Source organism: Bartonella sp. AS69XJJH, assembly GCF_042195585.1.
GTDB lineage: Bacteria > Pseudomonadota > Alphaproteobacteria > Rhizobiales > Rhizobiaceae > Bartonella.
Genome location: NZ_JBHIOO010000024.1, coordinates 1 through 12,757, shown reverse-complemented (window position 1 = coordinate 12,757; position 12,757 = coordinate 1). Strand labels below are relative to the sequence as shown.

Below are 12,757 nucleotides of genomic sequence, written 5' to 3'. Positions count from 1 at the left end.
TCCATACCAGCCTTGGCACTCTCCGAGAGCTTTTCCTGTGTAAAAAAACTCTTCAACCATTGCCAAAAGTTGGAAAAGCTTTGTTTAACGCCCTCCCACAAATTGCCAAACCACTCGACAACAGAGGAAAGTCCTTGTTTAAACTTTTGCCAATGGGAAGAGAAGTCGAAAGCAGCAGCAATGATGTTTTTCCATTTGGTGATGGTGGTGGTATCTGCACCAAAAAAGCGCATAACGGCTTCAAAGGCTTGCCCCCAAGCCCGTGTTATCCCCCGTGCTAAACCATTCATAAAAGAAGAGAAAACGATCCCAATATTTCCACAAAGCAAAACCAGCTGCCAGTATGACCGCCACAACAGCAGCCCCTATTGGAGTAAAAATACCCCCACAACAGAGGCCATGCTCGCTCCAACCACTTCGATCACTGTCCCAACAGAGCCAAAAGAGGCAGCAAATGCACTTCCTGAGACAGAAATCCCCCGCGTAAAGCCCCGACCAACAAGGTCATGGGGCGTAAGAGTCGGAGTGAACTTGCCCCAAGACCCGCGGTTAGCAAGCCCAGCGAGCGCCCTGCGGCTGCTAAGCCCCGCCAGCTTGCAGCAACACCACGACTGAGTACTCTAAGCTTAATAAAAGACGTGATCAATTGAAGAAGCCCAAGGCGTGTCCCGGCAAGAGTAAAGCGCAGCACGCGTAGAGCAATATTAAAAGCCATAAGGGCAGCAATGGTTTTGATGATGGCGCTTGTTAAAGTGGGATGGGGTTTTGTGTAATATGTAGCCTTTCGTAAATTGTGGATTATCAGCAGATTCTGTATATTTTATGTGTTCAAAGAGGGCACTGAACACTCAAAGAACCTTCAAAGCTCTGTCAAAGTCTTTTCTCATTTTTTCTGTCAAAAACTCATTTGATATACAATGTAGAAAACAACAATTAATTATCGCATATCTACCCTAATTTCACCTTTTCCCACTCAGTATAAAATATAAAGTCAAATTACACACAAAAATATTTATTCTTTATTGACTTTAAAAATTGAAAACCTCTTCTTTTTTGAAAATATAAAACTGTAAAAGCACTGCTCTTCTCTCTTACATTACGTTTTTTACTGTCTTTTTTATTCCTGTATTTCTTTACTCATACACAAGTGAATATTGGTATAAAAGAATATCTACAATCAATAAAAATATTATTAATGCAACTATCAACGCCTCATAATATTTTCATGAATATGAAAAACTTATTTTTAAAATATAATTAGATAAAAATACATTACGAAATAAATTTAGTTATTACATACTTAAATATAAATGCAACTTTAATTTTGACAAAAAAAGTAAAATAAAATATCCAAGTGCTGTGTTATTAAAATAAAAGCAATATCTATTTTCACTTCTTCTTATGAAGTTGCGGGGAAATGAATGTTGGAGGCTTTAAAAGGAGCAGACTGATGCCTAAAAAATTTCTTCTATCCTGCACAGCAATTGTAGCAGTTGTACTGTCTGGTATCCATCTTAATGTACAAGCTAAAAATCTTGAAATTTCAGAAAGTAAAAAAGAAGTTTCCAACGAAACCTATGAAATTATTCACGCAAAAAAAGGCGGACAAATTATCGGCAAGCATTTGACGATAATCGGAAACAAAAAAACAAACACCAATATAAGCACAAATACGCACGCTATAACAGCTGAAGGTTCTAACACTGCGATTGAATTACTGGATGGTACAACCATTAAAGGAACTGGTTCTAGCATTTTCTTCGGTCTTGTAGCAAAAGATGGTGCTACACTAAAAATGACTGGGGGAACTATTACAGTTTCCAACACTGGCGCTAAGTTCTTGAACAGTAAGAATGCTGAAAACAAGCTAAAAGATATAATAATATCAAGTGGCAAAGGCAAAGCACCACTAAATTTTGCAATAGTTGCAGACAAAGACAGTGAAGTCACTTTAGAAAATCTAAAGGTGAGTAAGGCAATGAATAGCGTTACTGCAAATAATAAATCTGAAATCACGATATTGGGAGGATCATTTGATGCCACAAAGGCAGCAATATCTGCTTACAATGGTAGTCGCGTAACTCTAACCAATAATGTTCAAACTACATCATCTCATGGTACTGGACTCCATGCAACAGATTCAAAAACCACAATCGAAATGACGGGTGGAAGCGTAATCACAGAAAAAATGGCGTTGGTTGCAGAAAACGGTGGACATATCAAAGTCACGGATGTTGCGTTAACAGCGACGAATGATAAAATCGGAACAGTTGTCGCCGGCGGTCCGAACAGCATGATTGAATTGCATGGGAATACAACAATTAAGAATGCTGTAATCGGTCTTCATGCACAAAACCGTGGAATGATTAAAATGATCGGAGGGACCATTACAGCTTCTGCAACCGGCGCTGGTTTCTATAATAGCAAGAGCGATGGAAACAAGCTAGAAAATGTGAAAATATCGAGCAGTAACGATAAAGACCCTGAAATCACAGGAATAGGTGCCGACAAGGAAAGTAACGTCACTTTAGAAAACGTAACAGTTACACGGGCAAAAAGTGGCATAGTTGCAAATAATCATTCTAAAGTAACAGTTTCTGGAGGATCATTTGAGGGGAAAAACGTAGGGGTATACGCTGGAAATGGCAGCAACATTACTTTAACTAGTAGTAAAAAAGGCAACGTTCAAGTTACATCATCATCATCGAATAGCAAAGGACTCTATACAAATGGTGTACATTCTACCATCACAATGACTGGAGGAACAGTAACCGGAGAATTAGCGTTGATCGCAGAAAACGGTGGACATATTAAGGTCACGGATGTTGCTCTAACAACAAATGAACATGGGGGCAAGGTCACGGATGTTCCTACAATAGGCGCAGGAGTTGATAGCGCTAATAGTATGATTGAATTATATGGCAATACAACGATTAAGAATGCTGCTGTTGGGCTTGTGGCAGGTAACGGTGGCGTAATTAAAATGATTGGGGGGACTATTACAACTTCTAAAACTGGCGTTGGCTTCGTGAACAGTAAGAGCCCCGAAAGTAAACTAGAAAATGTAATAATATCAACCGGTCAAGATAAAAATTCAGGCAAAGGAATACTTCTAGAGAAAGAAAGTGGACTCACTTTAAAAAATGTAAAAGTGACTCAAACAGGCAACAGCGTAATTGCAAATAATCGTTCTAACATAACAATCTCTGGAGGATCATTTGATTCAAGCTATGCAACAATATGTGCTCAAAATGGCAGCAGCATCACCTTAACGGACAATGCTCAAATTACGTCACATGATGAAGCAGGCCTCTATGCACAAGACTCAAAATCCACAATTACAATGACAACAGGAAGCGTGACAGGAAAATATACCGCCTTAGAAGCAGACATAGGTGGCCATATTACGGTTACAAATGTTGCTTTAAAAGCAACTAATAATGGCAGTGGTGTAGCTGCTGGTGCAGCTTCCTCTGGCTCTAACAGTGTGATCGAATTGCTTGGAAATACAACGATCAGTGACGTTAAAATCGGAATTGATGCGCAAAACGATAGCACAATCAAAATGATAGGAGGAACTATTACTGCTTCCGAAGCAGGCGTTCACTTGTTAAAAAACAAGAGCAATAACAAACTGAAAGATGTAACGATATTAAATAGTAAGGGCGATGCACTACTAATCAATGCAATAAATGCAAGAAGGAGTGCCATTACTTTAGAAAATGTAACCGTTCCGCAAGCAATCAATAGCATAATTTCAGATAATGGTTCTCAAATAACCGTTTCTGGAGGATCATTTAACGCAAAAGGTGCAGCAATATCTGCTATAAACGGCAGTACCATTACTTTAACTGATAATGCTCAAATTACATCATCTGACAACGCTGGACTCTATGCAAAAGACTTAAAATCCATCGTTACCGTAACGGGAGGAACAGTACAAGGTAAAACTACTGCATTATCTGCTGAAAATGGTGGGCGTATTAAAGCCACGAATGTTACTCTAATAACAGCAGATAGCAACGGATTCGGTGCGGAAAGCCAAGATGTTGGCAGTTTAGTTGAATTATATGGCAATACAACGATTAAAAATGCTGAGGTCGGACTTTATTCAGAAAATGGCGGGATGATTAAAATGATCGGAGGAACAGTGATTGCCGAAAATAGTGCATTTGTTGTAAATAATAATGGACATATTGATGTAACAAATGTTTCTGCTACAGCAGAAGATAGAGGTATGATATTTGGAAAATCTAAGAACAATAAAACATCAGAAATCAATTTAACCAATACAAAACTTCACATTAAAAACGGTACTGGAATTAATGCAAATGAATCAATTGGTAAAGCCAATCTCAAAAATTCAGAAATCCGCGCCAATGTTTTATTAGTAACCGAAGCTTCAACGAAAAAAAATGATTTCACTTTTACACTAAACGCCAATCACTCCATCTTAGACGGCAAAGTGAACACCGAAAAAAAATTCAAAACAATCTTTGATTTGCAAAACAATACGAAATGGACATTGAAAACAAGCACAAATAAAAAAAGCCAGAGCGAAAAACTGCTTGATATTGCTCAAAGATCGCGTTCTGATGTTTCTGCCCTTAACATCAATGACAGCTCTATTGTTTTTGGAGAGCCAACAGAAGATCATTATCACACGTTGCACATAGGATCTGGCAGGCCAAATACTAAAAAAGTCTACAATGCTAAAGGAAAAGCAGAAATTCATTTCAACGTCGAATGGAGTGATAGCACTGCCATAAACAAACAAAAAGCTGACCATCTTCTGATTGATGGTGATGTTTCAGGGACTACACTGGTTTATATTACTGGACATTTAGAAAAGAACAATATTAAAGCAGATACTTCTGCTCTTACCAGTGTGCGTGGTCTTTCACTCATTCAAGTTTCTGGGAAAGTAAATCAAAACTCTTTCAAACTTGCACAGGACTATATCACAATAAGTGGTTCACCTTATAAATATATACTGAAAGCTTATGGACCAAAATCAAACCACAGTAAAACAAATACTGAACAAAACCTTTTAGGAAAAAATAAAGATTTCTGGGATTTTCGCTTACAACCAGTACTGCTTGATAGCGACTCAAAAGTAAAAACCATCGTGCCATAAATACAAGCATTTGATCATGCTCAGTGCTCTCTTGTATGCTGGATTGGCCGATATGGCTAAGCAAAGTGCAACTGTTAGCCAATATGCGAACATCTGTCTTGGAGAAAGAATCAGACAAACGGAATGGCTGCTTCTTATACGCTTATGGAGAAACAGGAACCTTATTTTTTGATAAGTAGTGCTCCTAGTAAATATGGTTATAGCAGTGCTAATCTTCGCTATGCTGCTCTACCAAGGAGCTGTTAATTTTGTCGCGCTAGAAGGGCAAAATATCTACAACACATTTTGATCTTGTAGGAACCTATAGACAACTTCTTTCACTCCAAAGGATATGCAAGACAGCAAGGAGCATATTGAATAAATAGTCACTTTACTCACCACCTATGGCAGTATACAGCGTGACAGTGGTTTTTATCTTGATACTCTTTTATCTTACGAGATCCAAAAGGAGATATCACCAATTCCATCATTGACAAAACCGCAAAATTGAAATCAGCTATCCACAATAGCTTTTTAAAAACTGGTATATATCCGGAGCACGTTTTTCAGATAGAATACGCTATTCGTTTTAAGACAAGACTGTAACAACAGACGTATTGTTATCTGTATACACTTTATCAAAAATGGCAACACAATATGCTGCCTTTTTTATTCATAAAATCTGTTTTTCTTTCAAAGAACCTATTTTTAAGAATAGAAAACAACAAAAATAGTTGTATCATTCTCATGTACTATTGAAAAATTTTCATAACAGCTTCTTCTTTTTTAAAGAATAAAACTTAGCGTTTTTGGACAAATAAAACCTAAAACTGTAAAAAAGACAGAAAAAACCAAAGACAATAAAAACTAAACTCTACAAAAGGGCCAATTTTTTCGGGAAATACGGCATCATTAATCACCTGTAATTGCTCACAAACTAAACATTCAAAGTTCTACAATAAAAACTTCTGAATATGAATTTATAATCAAAAAACAGTATAATAATATTAGAAAATAATACACGTTATGAATCTCTGCATGATTTATAAAGCAGTATTACCAAAAGAATTTAAAAATATACCGCTAAACCCTCTTTCAGTAAATTATACTAGAAAAATTTCACACTATATAAAATACAAAAACTCTCTATTACAACAAAGATACTAAATACTTCTCGAAACCTAAAACAGAAAAATGCATTTTTTCTTTTGAAAAATCGATCATACTCTTTGCTCTCTATGGACAATAGGCTCAATACTGGCTTCAAAAAACTCCTTTGTATAATCGTGTTGCGCATGTAGATTACGCAATTCATCATTGCTAAGCTCTTCAAGAATAATCCCTTTATGCATAATTCCAACACGTTCACAAATATGTGCAACAACAGCAAGATCATGGGATACCATCAAATAAGTAAGCTTTTTTCTCACGCGCAATGATTTCAACAAGTTTAAAATTTCAGCCTGCACCGATACATCCAATGCAGATGTTGGCTCATCAAGTAATAAAACTTCTGGCTCGATAATTAAAGCACGTGCAAGAGCAATACGCTGACGCTGCCCTCCAGACAACTCATGAGGATAACGATAAAGAAATGAAGAATCTAAACCGACAGAATCTAAAGCATCCTCCACCCGCTCTCTTTGATTATCCATCCCATGGATTTTGAGCGATTCAGAAAGAACCGTATGGACCATTTTTCTTGGATGCAGCGAAGCATACGGATCTTGAAAAACCATTTGAATACAGCGTAAAAAATTCTTACTCCTTTTCTTTTCAACTTCTTGTCCAGCAAAAAGGAACTTTCCACTATAATCTGGAATAAGCCCCACCAATGTATTCAAAATAGTTGACTTTCCACATCCGGATTCACCAATCAAACCATAAGCTTCACCACGCTTAATATGAAAATTAACATTTTTAACAACTGTTACGGCCTTATGCCTGTGCCCAAAAGTTACAGATAAATTAGAAACATCAATAATATTCTCATAATTTGTCATGAGGAACCTCCTCAACACCATTAACAATCGTAGGATTATATAACCAATCAGGATCACGCTCAGGAACAGCCAAAATCTCAACAGGATTATCAAGCCGTGGCAAACTCGCGAGCAATGCCTTTGTATAAGGATGACAAGCGTGAGACAAATCAGAAGCAGGCAACTCTTCCAACACACGGCCCGCATACATCACCAAAATACGATCACAAAAATCAGCAATCATATTCAAATCATGACTAATGAAAATAAGTCCCGTTCCAGATTTTGTCACAAGTTCATCTAATACAGATAAAACTTGTCGTCTGACCGTAATATCAAGTGCAGATGTTGGCTCATCGGCAATAATTAAATCAGGTTTTGGAATGAGCATCATTGCAATCATCACACGCTGCCCCATCCCCCCAGATATTTCATGAGGAAAGAGACGCATCACATGTTCAGGATCACGAATATGAACGGATTCTAACATAGATATGGTGCGTTCCCGCGCTTCAGCTTTTGAGACACGATAATGAATACAGTAAGCCTCCATAATCTGTTCCCCAATCCGTATTAATGGATTAAGTGAATATTTGGGGTCCTGTAAAATCATTGAAATACGCTTCCCACGGATTTTTCTCATCTGAGGTTCACTTGCGGCCAATAAATCAACATCCTCAAAGCGCATTTTTTTAGCTTTAACAATGGCTGCTTTTGGACTTAACCTTAGTATTGCACGCCCAGTCATCGATTTGCCAGATCCGGATTCACCAACAATTCCAATTTTTTCTTTTCCAACAGAAAAACTAACGCCACGCACAACTTCTGTAATGCCGCGCGTTGTAGGAAAAGAAATACGTAAATCTTCTACTTCTAATAATTTATTACCCATTGCGTGGATCCAATACATCACGAAGACCATCACCTAAAAGGTTGAAAGCAAGACTTGCAAATAATATTGCACAGCCTGGTATTGCCGCCAACCACCAATTTGTCATCATAAACTCCCGCCCTGAAGAAAGCATCGCACCCCATTCAGGACTTGGAAGTTGAGCTCCCAATCCTAAAAAGCCAAGACCAGCAGCCGTTAAAATAATTCCAGACATATCCAAAGTTAATCGTACAATCACTGAAGGAATACACATAGGCGCAACATGAAACAAAATAATTCGCCAAGAAGAGGCCCCCTGCAAGCGAACGACAGAAACATAATCAGAAGAACGTATTGTCAAAGTCTCAGCACGTGCTAAACGTGCAATTGGCGGCCATGCTGCAATTGAAATTGCAATAGAAGCATTTTCAATCCCTGGTCCCAATGCGGCTGAAAATGCAAGAGCTAAAATCAAACCTGGAAAAGCAAGAAAAATATCGACAATGCGCATGAGCACAGTATCAACCCATCCGCCCATATAACCAGATACAGTTCCAACAATAAGCCCTATTGGACCTACAATAACTGTTGTAAGAAAAACAACATAAAGAGTAATACGAGAACCAAAAATAAGGCGACTAAAAATGTCACGTCCCAATTCATCTGTTCCAAAATAATGCGCCATAGAGGGTGGCTGCAACCGATGTCCTAGATCATTACTAAGAAAATCATGCGTAGCAATCCAAGGAGCAAAAAATGCACATATGATAATAATACAAATAATAAGCAGACCGAATACAGCCGAAAAGTTATGAAAAAACTTAACCAGTGCATGATAAATTCTTTGTATGTTCGCTTGAATTATGGAGTTTGGAACAGGATCGTTTAACCAACTACCCAAAGAAGATGATGATTGCGATTTATGATGATTACTTACTGTCATATTCAACGTGTCCTTGGATCAAAAATGCGATAAAGCAAATCGGAAAATAAATTAATGGCGACAAAGATAAATCCTACAAGTAAAGTACATCCTACAACTGCATTCATATCCCCAGCTAAAAGAGCATTTGTCAAATAATGTCCAAAACCAGGCCAAGCAAAAACTGTCTCCGTTAAAACAGCCCCTTCTAATAAAAAAGCATAAGAAAGCGCAACAACGGTAATAATTTGCACAGCAGCATTTCGAAAGGCATGCCCCCAAACGGTTCTCGCCCACGATAATCCCTTTACACGCGCAGTAATGATATATTCCTGATTAAGCTGCTCAATCATAAACCCACGAGTCATACGGCTAATATAAGCCATAGCACCGAAAGCTAAGATCAAAGCAGGCATAATAATGTGACTAAAAACATTACCAAAAGCCTCCCATTGTCCTTGGCTTGCAGTATCCCAAAGGAAAAATCCTGTTTTTGGTTCAAAAGAATATTCATAAAGAAAGTCAATACGTCCTGGACCACCAACCCAACCAAGCTTGGCGTAAAATATTAACAACGCCATTAATCCAAGCCAAAACGTTGGAGTAGAATAACTTACAAGTGTAAAAACACGGACAACATAATCAATAAATGAATCGCGATACATTGCTGCAAAAACACCAAATGGAATTCCAAGACTTGTGCCAATAACAATAGCGACGGTTGCAAGCTCTAATGTTGCAGGAAATACACGCATAATATCGGCTAGAACAGGTCGTCCAGAAGTTAATGCATCTCCAAAGTCAAACAAAAATACATTATGAAGATACTTCCAATACTGGACAATCAACGGCTTATCAAGACCCAGCTTATAATACATTGCATCATAAGCTTCCTGACTAATATTATCACCAAGAATAGACAGAACTGGATCTAGAGGAAGAAGATGACCAAGAAAAAAAGTAATCGTCACCAACCCAAGCAATGTGATAAAAACCGAAATAAGAAGTTTCAATCCTTTGCATAAAAAATCCCATAAAAATAATTTTCTCTGCTTTTCTGATACAGCTCTTTCAGTCTCTGAAAGTGGCAAAACCATTATAAAAATCCCCTCTGTAGCGACAAAACATAAAGCAAATACCTTTTTTTATATAACGAAACAACCTCTTATTAAGCATGTTCTATAATCCTTCTCTATAACATGCTTCTTTTTATTTTTCTGCTTCATTGTAATAAAGTCTATAACTGTTCCAAATCCATTTTTTGACATCAGGTCCCATACCTACGGTATAATATGTCTGAAATAAATAAACCATAGGACCATGCTCTAACACATAATGCTGTAAAGTACGATATTGCATGATACGCTTATTGGGATCTTGCTCAAACAAAGCATCCATCACCATGTTATTAATGTTTTCATCATAATACCCAGCTCGCCAAGCTAAATACATATTGTGCTTTTTTGTAAATGTTGGATCAGGATTAAACACGTGATTTAATGAAGCAGGATGTCCATCAGGATCGGCACTGCCCCACCCCATAATAGCAGCATCATAATTTCCACCACGTACACGGCTCAACAATTGATTTTGTGCCATTTTTTCAATTGTAAGCTCAACACCAATTTTGCGTGCATTGGCTTGAATAGACTGTGCAACAGACGACATATAACTAAGGCTTCCAACTAAAAGATTAGCTTTAAATCCGTTAGGATAACCAGCCTCAGTAATCAGTTGTTTTGCTTTTTTCAAATCCAACTGAAAAGGCAAACCTTCTTTTTCATCTAGAGCACCTGGAACACCTAAAGACATATAAGTTGCCCGAGGAATAGCAATCCCTTTCAAAACAGTTTTTCCAAGACCTTCATAATCAACCAAATAACGAAGTGCCAATCTGACCTTTTCATTCGCAAAAATTGCATTCTTATTATTTAATGATAGGTAAATAATCTGGGGACGCAAAACACGACTAATTTTGACTGGGCCTCCTTTTTTTTCAAGATCTAAAATATCCTCTGAAGAAAGATCACGCACTATATCCACATCACCTTTTTCCAAAAGAAGTCTCTGACTTGATGAATCCGCTACATGTTGCACAACAATCTGCTTAATTTTAGGCACATCGCCCCAATAATGCTGTGTCGCCTCTAACACAACTTTATCTCCTGGAGACCAGCTCAACAATTTATAAGGTCCAACACAAGCTGAATGTGTTGCTAAATATTTGTTCCCCATATCACCGTTAATGCTCTGTTCTTCAATTGTTTTCCGATCAAGCAAAGCAGAAGCATAAGATTGTCCAATAACAGTCAATATGAGCTGAATAGGATAGGGTTTATCTAATTTTAATTGTAAAGTCTTATCATCAAGAGCCTGAATATTTGTTTCAACATTTTTTTTGGTAAACCCATAATCCATTAAAGATTGAGCATAGCTTAATCCTAATTTAATAATCCGTCGCATCGACCATACCAGATCTTGCGCTGTAGCCGTCCTTCCGTCATTAAACTTTAAATCATCACGAAGATGAAAAACTATTCTTTTGCCATTATCTAAAACGTCCCAGGATTTTGCCATAGCAGGGCGAATTTTTGTAGGATCATGCTCATCATATTGCACTAACGCGCTGCAAATATTCGTCAATAACTCACTCGTCACAACCTCAACAGTTTGCGCTGGATCAAAACTACTAATTGAATCAATATTCCATGCCATTACCAATATATTTTTAGATGAGGCACTGAATGCCGATGTTACAGCCCCATTTAAAAAAGCGATTGAGCTTAATAAAATAGAAAATTTTTTCAATATTCTTTGTTTTCCCATTTTATCTCTTCCTTTTGTATTCTTCTACCTTTTCACACAAAGTGATTGTGATTTTCTCTTTCATCTTTTAAATAGCATAGCATTCAGACATCAATTTCATTTAATCAAACTAAGCATCTATAAAATAATTCTCTCCTATATCAATCTATATTCGGGATGCAGAGAATCTGTAGTCATAAACAAAGATCCTCCCCAATATAACTTTCTATATCCATCCCTCCTTAATAAACAATCTCAACCATATACTGTACAAACATCCCTCACAATTTCATCCTTTAAAAAACTGAAGAGTTTTTATGTGACAGAATATTTTTATCATGCAATTATGATTAAGCTCTTTTTAGCTTTGATACCGCTAAAAAGACACACTATTTTTCAATTGCACTATAAAAAATACGCGGTGCACTATTCCAAACCCATTTTTTGACATCAGGGGTCATCGCGACAACGCTATATTGTTGAAAGATAAACGCATAAGGTCCTTTTTGCATCAACTCACGTTGTAAATCAGCATATATTTGCGACCGTTTTTGCGGATCTTTTTGAAATAGCGCTTCTTCAACTTTTTGATTCATCTTGGCATCAAAATACCCATGCTTCCAACTAGGATAAGCTGTATTTCTAGCCTCAAGCCGATTATCTGGATTATAAATAAGACGTGAAGCCATTGTATGAGGATCCGCAGAATCATTATTCCATCCGACAAAAGCCGTATCAAAAGCCCGTGCATTTACTTTTGAAAATAGCTGTGTACCTGCTACACGTTCAATTTTAAGACGCACCCCTGCCTGTGCGGCACTATCTTGGAGTGACTGAGCAAGTAACAAAGTATAAGGAGTGTTTGACACGAGAAAATTTGCCTCAAATCCGTTTGGATAACCGGACTCTGCTAAAAGTTGCTTGGCTTTTTGAATATCAAGTTTAAAGGGTTGCCCTTCTTTTTCATCCAAAGCCCCAAAATTACCAAGAGGAATAAAACTTGCCCGTGGAATACCAATCCCTTTAAGAAGCTTCTTGCCAAGACCTTCATAATCTATGAG

At 37.5% G+C, this 12,757-nt stretch carries 8 protein-coding genes and 1 pseudogene; 1 reads left to right on the top strand and 8 read right to left on the bottom strand.

Annotated elements, in window-relative coordinates; all coding sequences use genetic code 11:
• Positions 1-356: pseudogene (locus ACFIK6_RS08380) on the bottom strand (hypothetical protein); the annotation flags it as partial.
• Between the two features lie 65 nt (positions 357-421).
• Positions 422-715, bottom strand: coding sequence for a hypothetical protein (locus ACFIK6_RS08375; protein ID WP_375642590.1), 294 nt, complete (start codon positions 713-715; stop codon positions 422-424).
• A gap of 735 nt (positions 716-1,450) precedes the next feature.
• Here ACFIK6_RS08375 and ACFIK6_RS08370 point away from each other — a divergent pair.
• A complete protein-coding gene (locus ACFIK6_RS08370; RefSeq protein ID WP_375642589.1) occupies positions 1,451-5,137 on the top strand; it encodes a right-handed parallel beta-helix repeat-containing protein in 3,687 nt (1,228 codons plus the stop codon).
• 1,199 nt (positions 5,138-6,336) lie between these two features.
• On the opposite strand, the gene ACFIK6_RS08365 is transcribed toward ACFIK6_RS08370, so the two are convergent.
• From ACFIK6_RS08365 to ACFIK6_RS08340, 6 genes are all read right to left on the bottom strand, one after another.
• Positions 6,337-7,119, bottom strand: coding sequence for an ABC transporter ATP-binding protein (locus ACFIK6_RS08365; RefSeq protein ID WP_375642588.1), 783 nt, complete (start codon positions 7,117-7,119; stop codon positions 6,337-6,339).
• Positions 7,106-7,990 carry an ABC transporter ATP-binding protein gene (locus ACFIK6_RS08360; RefSeq protein ID WP_375642587.1) on the bottom strand — a complete coding sequence of 295 codons (885 nt, stop codon included), beginning with the start codon at positions 7,988-7,990 and terminating at the stop codon, positions 7,106-7,108. Before ACFIK6_RS08360 ends, ACFIK6_RS08365 begins: the two co-directional genes overlap by 14 nt.
• The gene (locus tag ACFIK6_RS08355; RefSeq protein ID WP_375642586.1) at positions 7,983-8,912 is read right to left on the bottom strand and encodes an ABC transporter permease; all 930 of its coding nucleotides are present in this window, start codon (positions 8,910-8,912) and stop codon (positions 7,983-7,985) included. The genes ACFIK6_RS08360 and ACFIK6_RS08355 overlap by 8 nt, the downstream gene beginning before the upstream one ends.
• Before the next feature lie 2 nt (positions 8,913-8,914).
• On the bottom strand, positions 8,915-9,988 hold the full coding sequence (locus ACFIK6_RS08350) for an ABC transporter permease (protein WP_375642585.1): 1,074 nt from the start codon (positions 9,986-9,988) through the stop codon (positions 8,915-8,917).
• 112 nt (positions 9,989-10,100) lie between these two features.
• On the bottom strand, positions 10,101-11,717 hold the full coding sequence (locus ACFIK6_RS08345) for an ABC transporter substrate-binding protein (protein ID WP_375642584.1): 1,617 nt from the start codon (positions 11,715-11,717) through the stop codon (positions 10,101-10,103).
• A 368-nt stretch (positions 11,718-12,085) separates the two neighbouring features.
• Positions 12,086-12,757 (bottom strand): ABC transporter substrate-binding protein (locus ACFIK6_RS08340; RefSeq protein ID WP_375642583.1); only part of this gene is annotated, 672 nt, incomplete at its 5' end.

Coding starts and splice junctions, on each gene's coding strand:
- ACFIK6_RS08355 (WP_375642586.1), bottom strand. CDS start 8,912: ATGACAGTAAGTAATCATCATAAATCGCAATCATCATCTTCTTTGGGT.
- ACFIK6_RS08350 (WP_375642585.1), bottom strand. CDS start 9,988: ATGGTTTTGCCACTTTCAGAGACTGAAAGAGCTGTATCAGAAAAGCAG.
- ACFIK6_RS08345 (WP_375642584.1), bottom strand. CDS start 11,717: ATGGGAAAACAAAGAATATTGAAAAAATTTTCTATTTTATTAAGCTCA.
- ACFIK6_RS08375 (WP_375642590.1), bottom strand. CDS start 715: ATGGCTTTTAATATTGCTCTACGCGTGCTGCGCTTTACTCTTGCCGGG.
- ACFIK6_RS08370 (WP_375642589.1), top strand. CDS start 1,451: ATGCCTAAAAAATTTCTTCTATCCTGCACAGCAATTGTAGCAGTTGTA.
- ACFIK6_RS08365 (WP_375642588.1), bottom strand. CDS start 7,119: ATGACAAATTATGAGAATATTATTGATGTTTCTAATTTATCTGTAACT.
- ACFIK6_RS08360 (WP_375642587.1), bottom strand. CDS start 7,990: ATGGGTAATAAATTATTAGAAGTAGAAGATTTACGTATTTCTTTTCCT.